General features: G+C 67.0%; 16 protein-coding genes. 7 read left to right on the top strand and 9 right to left on the bottom strand.

Features of this window, described 5'->3' with window-relative positions:
• Window positions 1-11: 11 nt before the first annotated feature.
• Window positions 12-818: a DUF1295 domain-containing protein gene (locus ASE22_RS12755; RefSeq protein WP_056359789.1), complete on the bottom strand. Its 807-nt coding sequence runs from the start codon at window positions 816-818 to the stop codon at window positions 12-14.
• 191 nt (window positions 819-1009) lie between these two features.
• Here ASE22_RS12755 and ASE22_RS12750 point away from each other — a divergent pair, with 191 nt between their 5' ends.
• From ASE22_RS12750 to ASE22_RS12740, 3 genes are read left to right on the top strand one after another with little or no spacing between them, the layout of a single operon-like run.
• On the top strand, window positions 1010-2374 hold the full coding sequence (locus ASE22_RS12750) for an NAD(P)/FAD-dependent oxidoreductase (RefSeq protein ID WP_235537465.1): 1365 nt from the start codon (window positions 1010-1012) through the stop codon (window positions 2372-2374).
• Entirely contained in the window at window positions 2371-3147 is a 777-nt protein-coding gene (locus ASE22_RS12745) for a DUF1365 domain-containing protein (protein ID WP_056359785.1), read from the top strand. Before ASE22_RS12750 ends, ASE22_RS12745 begins: the two co-directional genes overlap by 4 nt.
• Window positions 3144-3605 carry a GreA/GreB family elongation factor gene (locus ASE22_RS12740; protein WP_056359782.1) on the top strand — a complete coding sequence of 154 codons (462 nt, stop codon included), beginning with the start codon at window positions 3144-3146 and terminating at the stop codon, window positions 3603-3605. The genes ASE22_RS12745 and ASE22_RS12740 overlap by 4 nt, the downstream gene beginning before the upstream one ends.
• Before the next feature lie 213 nt (window positions 3606-3818).
• Here the strand turns inward: ASE22_RS12740 and ctrA are convergent, their stop codons facing one another.
• Both ctrA and ASE22_RS12725 read right to left on the bottom strand, forming a co-directional pair.
• Window positions 3819-4514 carry a response regulator transcription factor CtrA gene (gene ctrA / locus ASE22_RS12735; RefSeq protein ID WP_056359779.1) on the bottom strand — a complete coding sequence of 232 codons (696 nt, stop codon included), beginning with the start codon at window positions 4512-4514 and terminating at the stop codon, window positions 3819-3821.
• 368 nt (window positions 4515-4882) lie between these two features.
• Window positions 4883-5815 carry a TraB/GumN family protein gene (locus ASE22_RS12725; protein WP_056359772.1) on the bottom strand — a complete coding sequence of 311 codons (933 nt, stop codon included), beginning with the start codon at window positions 5813-5815 and terminating at the stop codon, window positions 4883-4885.
• Between the two features lie 182 nt (window positions 5816-5997).
• Between ASE22_RS12725 and ASE22_RS12720 the strand changes: the two genes are divergently transcribed.
• The 4 genes from ASE22_RS12720 to ASE22_RS12705 all read left to right on the top strand — a co-directional run bounded on the left by ASE22_RS12720 (window position 5998) and on the right by ASE22_RS12705 (window position 13197).
• Window positions 5998-6888, top strand: coding sequence for a glycine--tRNA ligase subunit alpha (locus ASE22_RS12720; protein WP_056361183.1), 891 nt, complete (start codon window positions 5998-6000; stop codon window positions 6886-6888).
• 132 nt (window positions 6889-7020) lie between these two features.
• Complete coding sequence (gene glyS / locus ASE22_RS12715; protein ID WP_056359770.1) at window positions 7021-9156, top strand: glycine--tRNA ligase subunit beta; 2136 nt, start codon at window positions 7021-7023, stop codon at window positions 9154-9156.
• Between the two features lie 55 nt (window positions 9157-9211).
• The gene (gene ppdK / locus ASE22_RS12710) at window positions 9212-11881 is read left to right on the top strand and encodes a pyruvate, phosphate dikinase (RefSeq protein ID WP_056359767.1); all 2670 of its coding nucleotides are present in this window, start codon (window positions 9212-9214) and stop codon (window positions 11879-11881) included.
• A 155-nt stretch (window positions 11882-12036) separates the two neighbouring features.
• Window positions 12037-13197: a DUF418 domain-containing protein gene (locus tag ASE22_RS12705; protein WP_056359764.1), complete on the top strand. Its 1161-nt coding sequence runs from the start codon at window positions 12037-12039 to the stop codon at window positions 13195-13197.
• 50 nt (window positions 13198-13247) lie between these two features.
• On the opposite strand, the gene ASE22_RS12700 is transcribed toward ASE22_RS12705, so the two are convergent.
• From ASE22_RS12700 to ASE22_RS12675, 6 genes are all read right to left on the bottom strand, one after another.
• Complete coding sequence (locus ASE22_RS12700) at window positions 13248-13820, bottom strand: hypothetical protein (protein ID WP_056359761.1); 573 nt, start codon at window positions 13818-13820, stop codon at window positions 13248-13250.
• Window positions 13821-13943: 123 nt separating this feature from the next.
• Window positions 13944-14936 (bottom strand): type II secretion system F family protein, encoded by a 993-nt coding sequence (locus ASE22_RS12695; RefSeq protein ID WP_056359758.1) that lies wholly within the window; start codon window positions 14934-14936, stop codon window positions 13944-13946.
• A 7-nt stretch (window positions 14937-14943) separates the two neighbouring features.
• Window positions 14944-15918, bottom strand: coding sequence for a type II secretion system F family protein (locus ASE22_RS12690; RefSeq protein ID WP_056359755.1), 975 nt, complete (start codon window positions 15916-15918; stop codon window positions 14944-14946).
• 22 nt (window positions 15919-15940) lie between these two features.
• Window positions 15941-17209: a pilus assembly protein CpaE gene (locus tag ASE22_RS12685; protein WP_056359752.1), complete on the bottom strand. Its 1269-nt coding sequence runs from the start codon at window positions 17207-17209 to the stop codon at window positions 15941-15943.
• Window positions 17209-17853 carry a CpaD family pilus assembly protein gene (locus tag ASE22_RS12680; protein WP_082545634.1) on the bottom strand — a complete coding sequence of 215 codons (645 nt, stop codon included), beginning with the start codon at window positions 17851-17853 and terminating at the stop codon, window positions 17209-17211. Before ASE22_RS12680 ends, ASE22_RS12685 begins: the two co-directional genes overlap by 1 nt.
• Before the next feature lie 10 nt (window positions 17854-17863).
• Entirely contained in the window at window positions 17864-19399 is a 1536-nt protein-coding gene (locus ASE22_RS12675; RefSeq protein WP_414886670.1) for a type II and III secretion system protein family protein, read from the bottom strand.
• Window positions 19400-19411: the final 12 nt, after the last annotated feature.

Raw genomic sequence — 19411 nt, 5'->3', positions numbered from 1 at the left:
GAAGCGATCCGTCAGTTTGTCGTCTTGGGGGGCAGCGGGAAGAAGGCGCTGGTCCGCGCCCGATAGGCCTTGAAGGCGTCGCCCCGGCTGCGCAGCATGTGCGCCTCCAGTGGCGGGATGCCCGAGACATGGACGAGCAGCCAGTACATCAGCGCCGGCCCGATCAGCGCGAGCAGGCCCGGCCACCAGTCGCCCGCGAGCGAAATGGCGATCACCGGATAGGCGACCCAGCCGAGCCACTCGAAGAAATAATTGGGATGGCGCGACCAGCGCCACAGCCCTGCGTCGCAGACCTTGCCATGGTTGGACGGGTCGGCGGCGAAGGCGCGCAACTGATTGTCGGAAATCGCCTCGCCGACGACCGAGGCGATCAGCAGGGCGAGGCCGATACCGTCGGTGATCGCGAAGGCCGGGCCGGGGCGGTGCGCGGCGACATAGACGGTGACGACAAGGCCGATCCCGCACAGCGCCTGGATCTGGAGAAAGAGGAACAGCCGTCCCTGGAAGCGATCGCCCCATTCCCGGCGGAGATCGGCGTAGCGCGCGTCCTCGGAAGTGGCGGTCGCGGTGCGCGACAGGATGTGGAAGCCCAGTCGCATCGACCAGAAGGCGACCATGCCAGCGACCAGCCAGCGCCGTTCGAGCGGGCCGTCGCCCGTCGCCATCAGCGCCGTGACCAGCCCGCCGATGCCGATCGCGAAGGACCAGAAGACATCGGCCCAGCCGGACTGGCCGGTCGCCCGCTGTACGGCCCAGGCGGCCGCCATCATCGCCGAAAGGATGACCGACGCGACGATGATGGAGTCCAGTCCGCTCATTTCGTTCAAAGCCCCCATCGTCCCGTTCCTAGCCTTATACGCACGCGGCCGCCAAGGCGGTTGCAGAAGATTCGACTTTGCGCTTTCGGTAGCGCGGTTTAGCAGACGGGACAGGGGCCGGCGCAACTCGCTGACATTGCATGCCGTATCTGTATGCGAAGGCAATGGAAAGCGACGCCATGACGGGGAATATGAGCATGACGAACCTCCGCAAGGGGCAGCGGATCGCCGTGGTCGGCAGCGGCATCAGCGGACTTTCGGCGGCATGGCTCCTGTCGAAGCAGAACGACGTCGTGCTCTACGAGGCGGAGGATCGCCTCGGCGGCCACACCCGCACGATCGACGTCGACACCGGGGACGGCGGCGTGCTCGGGGTCGACACCGGCTTCATCGTCTTCAACGACCGCACCTATCCGAACCTGATCGCGATGTTCGCGCATCTCGGCGTACCGACCCGCGCGACCGACATGAGCTTCGCGGTGTCGCTCGACGACGGCAAGCTCGAATATGCCGCGGGCGACCGCATCTGGCAGCTGTTCGCCCAGCCGTCGAACCTCTTCTCGCGGCGCTTCTGGTCGATGCTGCGCAACCTCGTCCGCTTCTATCGCGAGGCGTCGGCGGGGATGGGCGGCTTCGGCGACATGACGCTCGGCCAGATGCTCGAACAGGGGCGCTATGGCGATGCCTTCCGCGACGATCATCTGCTGCCGATGGCGGCGGCGATCTGGTCCGCGCCGGCGCAGCTGCTGCTCGACTATCCGGCCGAGGCCTTCGTCCGCTTCTGCAGCAACCATGGCCTGCTCGATCTCGGCCGTCGCCCGAAATGGAACAGCGTGGTCGGCGGCAGCCAGGTCTATATCGACCGCATCCTCGCCGATTTCGCGGGGGAGGTACGGCTCCGCGCGCCGGTTGCCCGCATCGAACGCAAAGCCGGGCAGGTGACGATCGCCGACGCCGGCGGCAACGCCGATGTGTTCGACGAGGTGGTGATCGCCGCGCACGGCGACCAGGCGCTCGCCATGCTCGCCGATCCCAGCCCGCAGGAGGCCGAACTGCTCGGCGCCTTCCGCTACAGCTCCAACCTCGTCGTGCTCCACCAGGATGCGAAGCTGATGCCGAAGCGCAAGCTGCTGTGGGGCGCCTGGAACTATTTCGGCCGCCGCCATGCCAACGACGCGACCGGCGACCTGTGCGTCAGCTACTGGATGAACCAGCTCCAGGGCTATCGGACGAAGGAGCCGCTGGTCGTCACGCTGAATCCCAATCGCGCGATCGACCGCGACAAGGAGATCAGCCGCACCAGCTTCGACCATCCGATCTTCGATCATGCCGCGCTCGATGCGCAGCGCCGCATCTGGGCGATCCAGGGCAAGCGTAATACCTTCTACTGCGGCGCGCACCTCGGCGCGGGCTTCCACGAGGACGGCCTGCAGTCGGGACTCGCGGTCGCCGAGATGCTCGGCGCCCGGCGCCCCTGGACGGTCGACGAACCCAATGGCCGGCTGGCGATCGATCCGGCGATGGAACTGGCACCCAGACGGGAAGCCGCGGCGTGAAATCGGCGATCTATGCGGGGCGGGTCTTCCATCGCCGTTTCCGCCCGCGTGCCCATGTCCTGCGCTACCGCCTGTTCCAGTGCCTGTTCGACCTCGACGAGATCGATGGCGTCGCCGCGCGCTGCCGTCTCTTCTCGCGCAACCGCTTCAACCTCTTCTCCTTCCACGATCGCGACTATGGCGACCGCTCCGGCCGGCCGCTGCGCCCGCAGATCGAGGCGCTGGTCCGGCGAACCGGGCAGGAACCCGATGGCGGGCCGATCCGTTTGCTCACCATGCCCCGCATGCTCGGCCATGTCTTCAACCCGCTGTCGGTCTGGTTCTGCCATCGCCGCGACGGGAGCCTCGCGACGATCGTCTATGAGGTGACGAACACCTTCAAGGAACGGCACAGCTATGTGATCCCCGTGGCGCAGGGCCAGGGCCGCGACGCGCTGATCCGCCAGGCTTGCGACAAAAGCTTCTACGTATCGCCGTTCATGGACCTCGACATGCGCTACGACTTCACCGTCGAGCCGCCGATGGAGAAGACCCGGGTGGTCGTTGCCGGGGGCGACGCGGAGGGACCGCTGATCGTCGCCGCCTTCCACGGCGAGCGCCGCGAGCTGAGCGACGGCGCGCTGCTCGGCGCCTTCCTGCGCCACCCGCTGCTGACCCTCAAGGTCGTCGCCGGCATCCATGTCGAGGCGCTGTGGCTGTTCCTAAAGCGGGTCGGCATCCGCCGCCACGTCGCCACCGGCGGCGACGGCGTTTCGGTCGTGGCGGCGGCATGAGTGTCGCCTTCCGCCGGGAAAGCGACGACGAGCATCTCGAACCCAAGTTCGAGCTGCCGATCCCGCCGGGCCCCAATCTCGTCACCGAGCGCGGCGCCGAGCTCGTCCAGGCCAAGGTCGTCGACCTGGAAGCGAGGATCGCTGCCGGCGGCACCGAGGACGAGCTGAAGTCGCTCAAGCGCGACCTGCGCTACTGGAACACTCGCCACGCGACGATGGAGATCCAGCCCGCCCCGCAGGGTGACGAGGCGGCCTTCGGCACCCGCGTCCGCTACCGCCTCAACGGCAAGGAGAACGAAGTCGCGATCGTCGGCGACGACGAGGCCGATCCCGCGGCGGGCCTCATCTCCTTCTCCTCCCCGATCGCCCGCGCGCTGATGGGGGCGGGGCAGGGGGATTTCGCCGATTTCGGCGGGAAGACCGACGCGATCGAAGTGCTCGGGGTGAAGCCCCTCTAGCTTGCGGCCATATCCTCCCGGTTCCGTGGTCGCGGATATGGCGGGCGATCTTGGGGCGAAGGCCAGCAGAGCGCGAATGGCGCCCGAAGTCCGTTCCCGCGCCCGCAATTCCAGCAGCTGACCGAGCAGCACCGGCTCCGGGGCTACGGAAAGAAGGCCGCGCTCCTTTCGGAACGCGGCCTTCCGCTTTTGCCCCTGTAGCAAAACTTGTGGTCAGGCGGCGACGGCGCCCTCTTCGGGATCACGCAGCACATAGCCGCGGCCCCAGACCGTCTCGATATAATTGTCGCCGCCGCATGCGAGGCTGAGCTTCTTGCGCAACTTGCAGATGAAGACGTCGATGATCTTGAGCTCGGGCTCGTCCATCCCGCCATAGAGATGGTTGAGGAACATTTCCTTGGTCAGCGTGGTGCCCTTGCGCAGCGACAGCAGCTCGAGCATCGCATATTCCTTGCCGGTCAGGTGCACGCGGGCACCGTCGACCTCGACCGTCTTGGCGTCGAGATTGACCGCCAGCTTGCCGGTACGGATGACCGACTGGCTGTGGCCCTTCGAGCGGCGGACGATCGCGTGGATGCGGGCGACCAGCTCCTCGCGGTGGAAGGGCTTGGTGACGTAGTCGTCGGCGCCGAAGCCGAGCGCACGGACCTTCGAGTCCATCTCGCCGATGCCCGAGAGGATCATGACGGGGGTCTGGACCTTGGCGTTGCGCAGCTTCTTCAGCACGTCGTAGCCGTGCATGTCGGGCAGGTTCAGGTCGAGCGCGATGATGTCGTAATCGTACAGCTTGCCGAGATCGAGGCCTTCCTCGCCCAGGTCGGTCGTGTAGACGTTGAAGCCTTCGGCGCCCAGCATCAGCTCGATGCTCTTGGCGGTCGTGGGATCATCCTCGATCAGCAATACGCGCATGGGGACATCTTCCTGCTCATCTGCCGGGGAGGGACCCACCTGGCCCCGCTGCCCGTCAACCTCTGTTAACCATGACGTTAATGAAGGTAAAAGGTTAACGCGCTCTTAAAGGCCATTCCCGATTTTTACGTAGGTAAACAAATCGTTTGATTCCGATGGTTTATCCACCGCCTGTTTCGGGCCTCCCGAAGGACGGCGATATCCATATGGAGTCGGCCGGCTCGGGCGGGATGGTGCCCTCGATCCTCTCGCCGCGATCCTGGCCGTCGAAGCGGCCGTCGCCGCGATGTGTGAATTCCCGATGCCGCCGATCGCCGTCGGCCCCGATCCGCGCGCCGGCTTCGACTCGGCGCAACCCCGCAGAGTCGTTAACCGTCGTGATGCGCGGCCCGTTGCTTGCGCACCGGCTGGTTCTCGACCCGCTCGACCGTGATCCCCTCGGCGGCGAGCATTGCCTGCACCGACAGCGGCCCCGCCAGATGCCCCGCGCCGACCGCGACGAACACCGTCCCCGGCGTCGCCAGCCGCGCCTTCAGCCATTCGGCCCAGTTGGCGTTGCGCTTGCGCAGGAGGATCTCACGAAGATGCGGGGTGAGGTCCTTGTCGTCGGCGAAGGCCTTCGCGATCGCCGCGTCGTCGCCGCTCGCCCAGGCGGACAGCAGCTTCGCATAGTCGCTCTTCGCGTCGCCCTCGCCGTCGGCGAAGCTCGCCAGCATCTCGCGCTGATCGGCCTCGGACAGGTTGGCGAACAGGGCGAGCTGCTCGGACGCGGTCTCCAGCGCCTCTACCTTCCTGGGCTTCGCGTTCTTCGCATCCTTCGCGTCGGGCGAGGGCGCAAAGGCGGGCATCAGGCCGCCCTCCACGCCCGCGTCGCGCTGGATGCCGAGGTCGTTCATCATCGCGCCCATCAGCATGAAGCTGGCCTGCCAGGTCGGCATGCGGCTGAGCGTCGCCGGGTCGAGACCCGACTTCTTGAGCACCGCCTCGAAGGCCGGGCGGCTCTTCTCGGGCACCCGCTCGACGATCGGCGGCAGGCTGGGGTCGGGCGGCGGAAAGAGGCGGGCGATCGCCTGCGGGTCCTTGTCGATCACCGTTTCGATCACCAGCGTGTCCGACGCCGCCATCGCCGTCTCGATCCGCGCATCCTGCCAGGCATAGCCGGGCGGCAGGGCATGGATCGTCCCGAACAGATAGATGGTCGTGTCCGCATCGCCGAACTTCCACAGCGCGGGCGCCGCAGTGGCCGGGGCTGCGATCAGCAGGGCGAGAAGCGCGGTGGCCGCGCGGCGGAGGAAACGCATGCCCCTGATCTAGGTAGATGCACGGCGAATTGCGAGCCCCGCCGCTCCGGCCCCTCGTCATGGCGTAACTATTCGGCATGACCGAGGGGAAGGGCGGCGAAAACGGGCCGCCATCCTTGACCCGCCGCGCCCCCTGCCGCAAAGGGCCGGGCGAGATTTCAACCGCCTCGAAGGACCCCGCCTTGGCGACCAAGCCGCTCTCGTTCCAGCGCCTGATCCTGACGCTCCACGACTATTGGAGCGACCAGGGTTGCCTGATCCTCCAGCCCTATGACATGGAGATGGGCGCGGGTACCTTCCATCCGTCGACGACCCTGCGCGCGCTCGGCCCGCAGCCGTGGAAGGCCGCCTATGTCCAGCCGTCGCGCCGGCCGACCGACGGGCGCTATGGCGAGAACCCGAACCGGCTGGGCCATTATTACCAATATCAGGTGATCCTGAAGCCGAGCCCCGCCAATCTGCAGGAACTCTATCTCGGCAGTCTGGAGCGGATCGGCATCGATCCGCTGTCGCACGACATCCGCTTCGTCGAGGACGATTGGGAAAGCCCGACCCTCGGCGCCTGGGGGCTCGGCTGGGAAGTGTGGTGCGACGGCATGGAGGTGACCCAGTTCACCTATTTCCAGCAGGTGGGGGGCTTCGACTGCAAGCCCGTCGCGGGCGAGCTGACCTATGGGCTCGAACGGCTGGCGATGTACATCCAGGGCGTCGACCGGGTCTACGACCTCGCCTTCAACGACGAGGGCGTCAGCTATGGCGATGTCTTCCTGGAGAATGAGCGCCAGTTCAGCGCCTATAATTTCGAGGCGGCGAACACCGACACGCTGTTCAGGCAGTTCACCCAGGCCGCCGACGAATGCCGCGCCTTGCTCGATCGCGAAGTCGATGGGGTGAAGCGGCCGCTGCCGCTGCCTGCCTATGACCAGGCGATCAAGGCCAGCCATATCTTCAACACCCTGCAGGCGCGCGGCGTGATCTCGGTCGCCGAGCGCCAGGCCTATATCGGCCGCGTCCGCGACCTGACCAAGGGGGCCTGCGCCGCCTGGATGGCGCATAATGGGTGGGAGGCGTGAGATGACCCGTCCTACCCACAACGCCGTCATCCCGGCGAAAGCCGGGATCTCCCTTGTTTCTTCTCTCTGCCGGCACGAAGGCAGTGAGATCCCGGCTTCCGCCGGGATGACAATCGGGAAGGGAGAGAGGCTGTGAGCGATTTCCTCCTCGAGCTCCTCTCCGAGGAAATCCCCGCGCGGATGCAGGAGAAGGCGTCGGCCGACCTCGCCCGCCTGTTCGCCGACGAACTGGCCAAGGCCGGCCTGAAGCCCGAACGGCTGACCAGCCATGTCACGCCGCGCCGCCTCGCGCTGATCGCGCATGGCCTGCCGGTCGAGACGGCGGCGGTGTCGGAAGAACTGAAAGGCCCCAAGGCCTCGGCGCCGCCGCAGGCGCTCGAAGGCTTCCTGCGCAAGACCGGGCTGACCCGCGAACAGCTGGTCGAGCGCGACGGCATCCTGTTCGCCGTGATCGAGAAGCCGGGCCGCGCCACGGCCGCCGTGCTTGCCGAGGCGATCCCGGCGATCGTCCGCGCCTTTCCCTGGCCGAAATCGATGCGCTGGGGCACCGCCTCCGCGTCGACCGCTTCGCTGCGCTGGGTGCGTCCGTTGCAGGGCATCGTCGCGCTGCTCGGCGAGGACATCGTCCCGTTCGAGATCGACGGCGTGGCGAGCGGCGCGGCGACGGTCGGCCACCGCTTCCACCACCCGGGCATCATCACCATCGGCAGCGCCGCCGATTATGTCGAAAAGCTGCGCGCCTGCCACGTCATCGTCGACCATGCCGAGCGTCGCGACATCATCCGCGCCCGCGCCGCCGAGCTGGCCGCCGAGGCAAGCATGCAGGTCATCCCCGACGAGGGGCTGGTCGCCGAGAATGCGGGCCTGACCGAGTGGCCGGTGCCGCTGCTCGGCCGCTTCGACCCGGCCTTCCTGGAGGTCCCGCGCGAGGTGATCCAGCTCACCCTGCGCACGAACCAGAAATATTTCGTGCTCAACGACGCCGAGGGCAGGCTCGCCCCCGCCTTCATCTGTACCGCCAACATCACCGCGAAGGACGGCGGCGCGGCGATCGTCGCGGGCAATGGCAAGGTGCTGGCGGCGCGGCTGTCGGACGCGAAGTTCTTCTGGGAGCAGGACCTCAAGGTTCCGCTCGCCGAGCAGGCGAAGAAGCTCGACCAGATCGTCTTCCACGAGAAGCTGGGCACCGTCGCCGACAAGGTCGACCGCGTGGCGAAGTTGGCCCGGTGGCTGGTCGAATCCGACATCGTCACCCCAGCGAAGGCTGGGGTCTCAGGCGGCGAGGGCGGCACCTCATCTCCCGAGATGCCAGCCTCCGCTGGCATGACGCGTGAGGAGATCGCGGACATGGTCGAACAGGCCGCACGCCTCGCCAAGGCCGATCTCGTCACCGGCATGGTCGGCGAGTTTCCGGAACTTCAGGGCGTCATCGGCGGCTATTATGCGCGGGCCGAGGGGCTGCCAGATGCCGTGGCCGATGCAATCCGCGATCATTACAAGCCGGTGGGGCAGGGGGACGAGGTTCCGGTCGCGCCGGTGACGGTGGCCGTCAGTCTGGCGGACAAGCTGGACAGCCTGTCACAATTCTTTGCCGAAGACATGAAGCCCACGGGGTCGAAAGATCCCTTCGCTCTCAGACGCGCCGGGCTGGGTATCCTCGAGCTGCTCACCGTGAACGAAATACGGGCGCACCTCTTCGGCGCGATCAACCATGCAATCGGCCTTCGCAAGGCAGCCCATCCGGTCCGCGTGGACGAGATCGTTCAATTCCTGATCGACCGTCTCAAGGTCCAACAGCGCGAGGCTGGTGTCCGCCACGACCTGATCGACGCGGTGTTCGCGCTCGGTGGTGAGAGCGATCTCGTCCGACTGCTGGCACGTGTGAAGGCGCTGCAGGCGTTCGTCGAGACCGAGGATGGTGCCAACCTGCTCGCCGGCTACAAGCGCGCCGCCAATATCCTGAAGAAGGAGGGCGGGGTGCCCGAGGGCGCCTCGGCGGTACCCGATTATCAGCCGGAAGTCGCGGAATCCGTCCTGATCGCCGCGCTCGATGCCGCCGAGCCGAAGGCCGCGGCGGCGGTCGCGGCCGAGGATTTTGCGGGCGCGATGTCGGCTCTGGCGACGTTGCGCGGCCCGATCGACGCCTTCTTCGATCAGGTCATCGTCAACGATCCCGAGTCATCGAAAAGAAACACGCGTCTCGCGCTGCTTGAAAAAATACGTGTTGCGGTGCACAACGTGGCGGACTTCTCGAACATCGAGGGCTGATTCGATTGCCATGCTCCTGCGGGGAGCGGGTCGTGATGGGGAGAGTGACGGGCGTATGACGACGCAATATGTCTACCGTTTTGGCGGCGGCGTTTCCGACGGCGGCAAAGGCGACAGGAACCTCCTCGGCGGCAAGGGCGCCAATCTGGCCGAAATGGCCTCGATCGGCCTTCCCGTGCCGCCCGGCTTCACCATCTCGACCGAGATGTGCCAGCGTTATTATGACGAGGGCCAGCAATTCCCCGACAGCCTGAAGGCCGAGGTCGCGGCCGGCATCGCCCATATCGAGGCGATCACCAGCAAGCGGTTCGGCGTCGCGGCCGATCCGCTGCTCGTCTCGGTCCGCTCGGGGGCGCGCGCCTCGATGCCGGGGATGATGGATACCGTCCTCAACCTCGGCCTCAACGACGAGACCGTCGCCGGCCTGGCCGCGGTATCGGGCGACGCCCGCTTCGCCTGGGACAGCTATCGCCGCTTCATCCAGATGTATTCCGACGTCGTCCTCGAACTCGATCACAGCGCCTTCGAGGAAGCTCTTGAAATCGCGAAGGAAGACAAGGGGTATAATCTCGACACAGAGATGACCGCCGACGACTGGCAGGCGCTGGTCAAGCGCTACCAGGAACTGGTCGAGGAGATGTGGGACAAGCCTTTCCCGCAGGATGTCCACGAACAGCTGTGGGGCGCGATCGGTGCCGTGTTCGGGTCCTGGCAGTCGGAGCGCGCGAAGGTCTATCGCCGCCTCAACGACATTCCGGGCGAATGGGGCACCGCGGTCAACGTCCAGGCGATGGTGTTCGGCAATATGGGCGACACCTCGGCCACGGGCGTCGCCTTCACCCGCGATCCGTCGAAGGGCGACCGCGCCTATTATGGCGAGTTCCTGATCAACGCGCAGGGCGAGGACGTCGTCGCCGGCATCCGCACCCCGCAATATCTGACCAAGACCGCCCGCGAGACCGCGGGCGCCAAACCCGCCTCGATGGAAGAGGCGCTTCCGAGCGTCTATGGCGAGCTCGCCAAGGTGTTCGACCTGCTCGAGACCCATTACCGGGACATGCAGGACATCGAGTTCACCGTGCAGCAGGGCAAGCTCTGGATGCTCCAGACGCGCTCGGGCAAGCGCACCGCCAAGGCCGCGCTGAAGATCGCGGTCGACATGGCGAACGAGGGCCTGATCACCCGCGAGGAGGCCGTGGCCCGCGTCGATCCGGCCGCGCTCGACCAGCTTCTCCATCCGACCCTCGACCCGAAGGCGCCACGTGACGTGATCGCCAAGGGGCTTCCCGCCTCGCCGGGCGCGGCTTCGGGCCTCGTCGTGTTCGACGCCGAGACCGCCGAGCATCGCGCCGAACTCGGCGATGCGGTGATCCTCGTGCGTACCGAGACGTCGCCAGAGGACATTCACGGCATGCATGCCGCCAAGGGCATCCTGACCGCGCGCGGCGGCATGACCAGCCACGCCGCCGTGGTCGCGCGCGGCATGGGCCGTCCCTGCGTCTCGGGCGTCGGCACGCTGGCGATCGACGCCAAGGCGAAGATCTTCCGTGTCGCCGGTCGCGAGGTCCGCGAGGGTGACATCATCACGATCGACGGCGCGACCGGCGAGGTGATGCTGGGTGCGGTCCCGACCGTGCAGCCCGAACTGGCCGGCGATTTCGGCACGTTGATGGAGTGGGCCGACAAGGTCCGTCGCCTCAAGGTCCGCGCCAATGCGGAGACTCCGCTCGACTGCAAGACCGCGCGCATCTTCGGCGCCGAGGGCGTCGGTCTCTGCCGTACCGAGCATATGTTCTTCGACGCGGCGCGCATCACCGCGGTCCGCCAGATGATCCTGGCGGAGGACGAGAAGGGTCGTCGCGTCGCGCTCGACAAGCTGCTGCCCGAGCAGCGCGCCGACTTCACCGAGATCTTCGAGATCATGGCCGGCCTGCCGGTGACGATCCGCCTGCTCGACCCGCCGCTCCACGAATTCCTGCCCCACGAGGAGGAGGAGTTCGCCGAGGTCGCACTGGCGACGGGTATCGGGGTCGAGGCGCTCAAGCGCCGCGCGTCCGAGCTGCACGAGTTCAACCCGATGCTCGGTCATCGCGGCTGCCGTCTCGGCGTGACCTATCCCGAGATCTACGAGATGCAGGCGCGGGCGATCTTCGAGGCGGCGTGCGACGTCGCCGAGAAATCGGGTGCGGCGCCGATCCCCGAGGTGATGGTCCCGCTCGTCGCGACCCGCCGCGAGCTCGAACTGATGAAGGCCGTGATCGACAAGGCCGCCGAGGCGGTGTTCGCCGAGAAGGGCCGGACGCTCGACTATCTGGTCGGCACGATGATCGAGCTGCCGCGCGCCGCGCTGAAGGCGGGCGAGATCGCCGAGGTCGGCGAGTTCTTCTCGTTCGGCACCAACGACCTGACGCAGACGACGCTGGGCGTCAGCCGCGACGATGCGGGCCGCTTCCTGACGACCTATGTCGACAAGGGCATCTATCCGAAGGACCCGTTCGTCAGCCTCGACATCGAGGGTGTGGGCGAACTGATCGAGCTGGCCGCCGAACGCGGCCGCAAGACCCGGCCTGACATCAAGCTGGGCATCTGCGGCGAGCATGGCGGCGATCCGGCCTCGATCGCCTTCTGCGAGGCGACCGGGCTCGATTATGTGTCGGCCTCGCCCTACCGCGTGCCGATCGCCCGCCTCGCCGCGGCCCAGGCTGCGCTCAAGGCGCGGGGGTAACGGCATCTCCGTCGTTCCAGCGAACGCTGGAATCTCTCTGCCTTCGTGCCGGTATCGGCCCGATCAAAGGCGGTGAGATCCCGACTTTCGCCGGGATGACGGATGTCCTGCGGTGTCGGGATGACGGCGCCCACCCGCTGCGTTAGACCCGATCGATGTCCTCGCCCCGGCCTGCCGATCCCGCCCAGCGGCTGTTGTCGATCGACGCGCTGCGCGGCGTCGCGCTGTGCGGCATCCTGCTGATCAACATCTTCGACATGGGCGGGCCGATCGCGATGGACCGGCCGCTCGGCGAGCCGTCGATGGCGGATCCCGACTGGCTGGTCTGGGGTGTCGCGCAGCTGTTCGTCACGGGCACGATGCGCGGCCTGTTCTCGCTGCTGTTCGGGGTCGGCCTGCTGCTGTTCGTCGGCGACGAGGAGAGCGCCGACCGGTCGCGCCTCTATCTGCGGAGGCTGGTCCTGCTGCTGCTGTTCGGCATCGTCGACAGCACCGTGCTGCTCTGGCCCGGCGACATATTGGTGATCTATGCGCTGGCCGGAATCGTCGCGCTGATCCTTCATCCGCTGAAGCCGATCCAGCTCGTCGCCGCGGCGGCGGTGATCCTGCTGATGCTGTCGGCATGGGCCGGGCTGGAGGCGCCGTCTTTCCAGCCCGCCGATACCGTATACTCGCCCGAGATGCTGGCCCGCGAAGGCGCCGCGCGGCTGGGCAGCTATTGGCAGAGCTTCGACTATATGAGCTATGTCAGCTGGAACTGGACGGTCAACGCGCTCACCTATCGCTGGATGGGCGATGCGCTGGCCTTCATGCTCGTCGGCATGGCGCTGTACCGGATCGGCCTGTTCGGTCCGGATTTCGACGAACGCCAGCTGTGGCGCATGGTGCGGATCGGCTATCCGGCCGGCCTCGCTCTGCGCCTGCTCCACGCGTTGCTCGTCTTCGACAATGGCGGCGGCCCGACCGTGATCAGCGGCATCGTCGACCAGCCGGGGCGGCTGGCGATGACGATCGGCCATGTCGGCCTGTTCCTGCTGCTGTGGCGCAGAGGCCCATGGCCGCGCCTGATGGCGGGCTTCGCCCGGATGGGACGCATGGCGCTCACCCTCTATCTCGGCCAGAGCCTGATCGCGGCCTGGATCTTTTCGGGCTTCGGGCTGGGACTTTGGAACCGCCTGACCTGGCCCGCGCTGTGGGTGGTCGCCGTCGTCATCCTCGCGGCCCAGGCGCTGTTCGCGGCTCTCTGGTTCAGGGCCTTCCGCTTCGGCCCTGTCGAGTGGCTGTGGCGGCTGGGGACCTACGGCCTACGTCCCTGACGGGCCGGGCGGTGCCGGGGCCCGCGCCCGGCGGCCGATGGCCTGACAGATTACGCGAAGCGCCTCGCATGCTCGTCGAAATCGCCCTTGCGCAGCATGTCCGCCTGCTCGCGCCAGCGCTCGTCGGCGATCGTGCCGGGGGCGAGGCCCATCCGCCCTTCGAGCGCGGCTTCGTCGGCGGCGCTGAGGGTGGCGATATCGGCATAGCGGTGGACACCGAGTTCGTTCAGCTTGATCTCGCCGCCACGACCCACGCCGAAGATGCGGGACAGGTCGTCGCGCTTGCCCGATGCGGCCGCGGCGATCGATCCGGCGGTATCGGCGTTGATCGCGGGACGGTGCTTCTCCAGCTCGGCGATCCGTTCGTTGGCCGCGGCGGAGCGGGCGATATGATGGTCGCGCTCGCGCTCGAGCTCGACCCGGCGGTCGCGTTCACTCTCAAGCTCGGCCAGCTTGGTGGACAGCCGGTCATTCTGCTCCTCGGCGGCGATGCGCAGGGTGCGCTCCTGTTCGAACCCTTGTTTCCAGCGGCGGCCGCCGGACAGCGTGAACAGGCCGAACAGCCAGCCGAGAATGAAGACGAGTGCGATGACGGCCCATTGGTTCGTCGTGAAAGCGGGCATGGAAGCCTCCTGATGATCGGAAGCTAAAACCGTTTCGCGAGCATTACGTTCCTCGCGGTCTCGCGGGAATCCGCACCATTTCCGACGGAAGCCGCGATCCCTCGACCATCGCCGGGAGGGGCCTCAGTGGAGCACGTTGTCGCTGATCGAGCAGGCCGCGGGGCCGAGGATGACGATGAACAGCACCGGCAGGATGAACATGATCAGCGGCACCGTCATGATAGCGGGCAGGCGCGCGGCCTTTTCCTCGGCCCGCATCATCCGTTCGTGGCGGAACTCGGCCGACAGGACGCGCAGCGCGGCGGCGAGGGGCGTGCCGTATTTTTCGGTCTGGATCATCGTCGTGACGACGCCGCGGATCGAATCGAGGTTCACGCGCTGGGCGAGATTCTCGAAAGCCATCCGCCGGTCGGTCAGGAAGCCCAGCTCGATCGCGGTCAGCGCGAACTCGTCGCCCAGTTCGGGATAGGCCTTCGACAGTTCGCGGGCGACCCGGTTGAAGGCGAGATCGACCGACAGGCCGGCCTCAGCGCAGATCACCAGCAGGTCGAGCGCGTCGGGCAGCGCCTTGCGGATGGCGTGCTGCCGCTTGGTGACGAGGTTCTTCACATAGATGTCGGGGGCCTTGTAGCTGGCGATCAGCGACCCTGCGACGATCATATATTGCTTGAAGGCGCTGGCTTGGGGGAACCAGTGCAGCAGGTAGACGCCGACCGCCACCGTGCCCCCGATCATGATCGGCGACACCAGCCGGAAGAAGATCACCGTGATCGCGGCGTCCTTGCTGCGGATGCCGGCGCGGGCGAGGTTCAGCGAGGCGACCTTGAGCTGCGAGTCCTGCAGCATCTTCATGCTGCCCAGGATCGCCTTCATCCGGTCGACCGAGATGCTGGCCTTCTTCTCCATCTTCTGGCGGCGGCGCGTCTTCGAGGCGGCGACGCCGGCCTTCAGCTGCTCGCGCCGGTCGTTGAGCGCGCGGACCCTGCGCGCCATCGGGTCGCGGGCGAAGGATTTGACCAGGCTGTGCCCGACGATCAGCATGATGATCGCGGTGGTCAGCGCGATGCCGATCGAGAGCAGGGTGCTGAAGAACTGAGGGGTGACGGCGTGCTCCATGGCGTCCTCAGATCTCGAAGTTGATCATCTGGCGCATGATATAGGCGCCGACCGACATCCAGATCATCCCGCCCATGCCCGCGATCATCAGCCGCTGGTCGGTGAAGAAGCCCGCCATGTAGGTCGGGCTGATGAAGCTGATCAAGCCGAACACGACGAAGGGCAGCACGCCGATGATATAGGCGGACGCCTTCGACTCGGACGACATGGCGGAGATCTTGAGCTTCATCTGCATGCGCTTGCGCAGCACGTCCGACAGGTTGGACAGCGTCTCGGCCAGGTTGCCGCCGGTCTCGCGCTGGATCGCGAGGGTGATCACGAAGAACTGGAATTCGGTGGTGCCGAGCCGGTCGGCGGTTTCCTGCAGCGCACCTTCGAGGGTGCGGCCGATCTTCATGCGGTCGCTGACCGCCTGGAACTCGCTGCCGACCGGCCCGTCGATCTCGGACGCGACGGCGCCCATCGTCTCGGCGATCGGCAGGCCGGCGCGCAGGCCGCGCACGAGCAACTCGAGCGCATCGGGAAAGCGCGCGACGAAGCGCGCGATCCGCCGCTTGGCCATCGAGTTGAGGAACAGCCGGGGTAGGCCGAGGCCCGCCGCGGCGCCGACGATGAAGGCCATCCAGACCGGCAGGCCGACGATGGTGAGCGCCAGCAGCGGCACCGCGAAGGCGATGCCCGATCCGACGAAATATTGCCGGACGGTCCATTTCTTACCGGCCGCCTCGATCTGCTGATGGATGTCGGCGGGGTCGGGCAGGAAGCGGTTGAGCAGCGTCTTCTCGCGGCGGACGATCGTCGCGCGGCTGGCGAGCAGCTTGCGGACCTGCTCGTTGACCCCGGGTTCGCCGTTGACGTTGTAGCGGCCGCGCACCGTCGACAGGCGGCGTGCGACGGCGCGCTGCGCGGGCGGACGGGCCATCACGAAGACGAACATGATCATGACCACCGCCATGACCATCAGGAAGATCATCGTCAGCATGGGGCGGGGCCGCTCCTGCCGCTCACTTCTTCGCGATCTTGGACTTCGGTACGAAGATCGCCGCCAGCTCGTCCATCAGCGAGCCCTTGCCCTTCTTCACGTCGCGGTCGGGATCGTCGCTGGCCAGCGACAGAAGCTTGTCGGCAATCTGGGCGAGCCCCTGGCCGACCTTGGAGGTTCGGCCCGCCTCGGCGATCGGCTTGCCCAGCTTGGCGGCGTTGACCGCCTGCTTGTGGTCATAGGGCAGCAGAAAGTCGATCTCGCGCTCGATCGAGTTCTCGAAATCCTTGCGGCCGATCTCGGTCAGGCTGGGATGGACGCGGTTGGCGACGACGAGCACGCCCGCCTGCGGCGCGTTGTTCTTGAGCCAGGCGAGGATGCGGATCGTGTCGCGGGTCGCGGCGAGGGTCAGGTCGACCACCAGCACCACCGACTGGACGTCGTGGAACAGGTGGGGATGCTGGACCATCATCGTGCGCGGCACGTCGACGATCGTGCACTCGAACGCGCCCTTCATCTCCTCCTGCAGCTGGAAATAGGCGCCGCCGTCGGTGATGATCGGGTTGTTGATCGGTGCCTCGGCCGACAGCACCGACAGCTTGTCGTTCGCCTTCACCAGAGCGCGCTCGAGGAACAGGCCGTCGATGCGCGCGGGATTGTCGATCGCGTCGGTCAGGCCGCGGCCGGGCTCGAGGTCGAGCGACAGCGCGCCGGTGCCGAAATGGACGTCGAGGTCGAGCAGCGCGGTCGTGTGCCCGCCGGTCTCGCCCATCAGCCAGGCGATCGAGCTGGCGACCGTCGACGCGCCGACGCCGCCGCGCACGCCGATGACCGCGGTCATGATGTGGATGCTGTCCTCGGTCGCGACGCCGTGGCGCGGTCCCATCAGCATCATCTGCGCCTGGGCGAGCGAGTCGCGGATCTGGTCGGCCGTGAAAGGCTTGAGCAGATAATCCTGGATGCCGCTGTTGAGCAGCTCGCGATAGAGGCGGACATCGTTGGCGGTACCCGCGGCGATCACGATCGTGCCCGGCTCGCACACCTCGGCGAGCGCGTTGACGTCGCCCAGCGGGTCGATCGACTCGCTCAGGTCCACGAACAATATCGTCGGGCTCGCCGACACCGACAGCGACTGGATCGCCGCGCGCAGGCCTCCCTTGTTGACCGATTCGGGCGCCCAGCCCAGCTCGAAGACGAGCGGCTTGAGCAGTTCGGAACTGATGTCGTCGGTGACGAAGGCCGCGAACGGGTTGCGCGACTGCTGCTGCTTCGCGTTGAAGGGCGCGTTCATCAATTGCCTCCCTTCGTGGATTCGATCTTCATTCCGTTCTTCGCGGTGGGATCGGCGTTGCGCCAGACGCGGATCGCCTTGGCGGCGGTCTCGGCGTCGGAACCGCGCCTGTCCTGGCCGCGCACCAGATCCTCGGGGTCGGCAACCATCGCGGCGAGGGTCGAATTGATCGCGCAGCCATAGTTGGACGAGGAGGCCGCCGTGAAGTTGGGTTGCGACGATTGGCTGAAATCGGGGCAGCCCGGAACGCTGGCGCTCGATCGGCTGACGACGATGCGGACCTGGCCCGGCGCGATCGCGCCTTCGGTCACCGGAGGGCGCGTGCCGAGGAACAGGCCGTAGCTTTCGACGATCGCGGCGATCGCGGCGTTCGAGCCCCTGCCGCCCGTGCCGTCGTCGATGCCGACGCGATCGCCATAGCGCAGCCCGATCGCGTCGAGCCAATCCTGAACGCGGGCGCTTTCGACCGGATCGAGGCCGTCGCCCGACACGTCGAGCACATAGTTGCTGCGCTGGACGACCGGTTGATGGACCGATTCGACCGTGCGGTTGTAGCGATCGGCTTGCGCCATGCCGAGCGGCAGGACGAGCGCGCCAGCCAGCGGCAGCAGTGCCGCGCGGGCCGAGAGGAATGCAGCCACCATCGTCAACCTCTCATCGGTCGAGCGAGAAGCCGGCATCGGGGACCGACGCGGCGCTCGATTTGGACGGGACGCCCGGCCCGCGCCCGGGGGCGATCGTCCTGGGCGGGGCGGGGAGGGGTACCGGGCTCTTGTCGCCCGACGTGCCCATGAAGGTCTGGCCAGCGATGATCCGCTCGCCATCGGTGGGCGCACGCAGGCCGGCGGTCGGCATGGCGATCTGGCCCGGCGACACCGCCTTCACCAGGTAGGGCGTGACCACGATCATCAGCTCGGTCTCGTTGCGCTTGAACGCGTTCGAGCGGAACAGCGTGCCCAATATCGGCAGGTCGCCGAGGAAGGGCGCCTTGTCGACCGAACTATTCTGCCCGTTCGACATCAGCCCGCCGATCATGAAGGCCTGGCCCGAGCCCAGCTCGACCGTCGTCTCCGCGCGGCGTGTGACGATGCCCGGGATGGTATAGCCGTTGAGACGCACCGAACCGGCATCGGTGAGCTGCGAGACTTCCGGGCGCACCCGGATCGAGATGCGTCCGTCGCTCAGCACGGTGGGCGTGAACGCCAGGCTGACGCCATATTGCTTGAACTCGACCGAGACGGTGCCGAAGCCCTGCGAGATCGGGATCGGAATCTCCCCGCCCGCCAGGAAGCTGGCGGTCTCGCCCGAGATCGCGGTCAGATTGGGTTCGGCGAGCGTCGTGACCAGGCCGTCATTCTCGGCCAGATCGAGCGTCGCCAGCAGGTCCATGCCGAGCGCGTGCCCGGCGAAGCCCAGCGTGGTGGCGGTCGTCGAATTGTTGATCGTATATTGCGGCACGCCGATCAGCGTCTGCCCGGTGTTCGGGTTGACGAAATCCTTGATCGTGCCGGGATTCCCCTGGCCGATACCGAACAGGAAGCCGCCCGTCGTGTCGCGGCTCAGCAGGTTCACGCCGATATTCTTCGCGAATGCGCGGCTGACCTCGGCGATCTTGACGTGAAGACTGACCTGCAGCGGCACGGACGATTTGAGCCGGTTGACGACCTGGGTCTCCTTGCCGACGAACTGCTCGACCAGCTTCTGCGCCTCTTCGATATCGCTCGGCGAGACGACGGTGCCGGTCAGCAGGACGATGCCGTTCATCGTGGTCGCGGTGATCGCGGCCTCGGGCATGGCGAGCTTCAGCATAGTGTCGACGCTGGCGATGTTGCTGCCGACCCTGACGATCGACGACCAGACGACGTTGCCGGCCTTGTCGGTCGCATAGACCGCCGTCTCGCCCGCACCCTTGCCGAACAGGTAGAGCTGGGTGGTCGAGCGGACCTGGACGTCCGCGATCTTGTCGTCGGCGACGAACAGGTCGCTGATCGGCCGGTCCAGGGCGATCATTTGCCCCGATCCGATCGACAGGGTGGTCGTCTCGGACGGCGTGCCGATCGTCGCGGTGCGGACGGCGCCGGCCGCGGTGCGGACGGGCGCCGCGCGGCGCGAGGGCTGGGCGGCCGCGACCGCCGCGACCGGGGCCAGCGCGACCGCGACGATCAGCGCTCCGCCGAGAAACGGTTTCATGTCCGGACGCAT

It is taken from the genome of Sphingomonas sp. Root720 (assembly GCF_001428605.1).
Classification (GTDB): domain Bacteria; phylum Pseudomonadota; class Alphaproteobacteria; order Sphingomonadales; family Sphingomonadaceae; genus Rhizorhabdus.
This window is presented reverse-complemented; position numbering and strand designations above follow the sequence as displayed.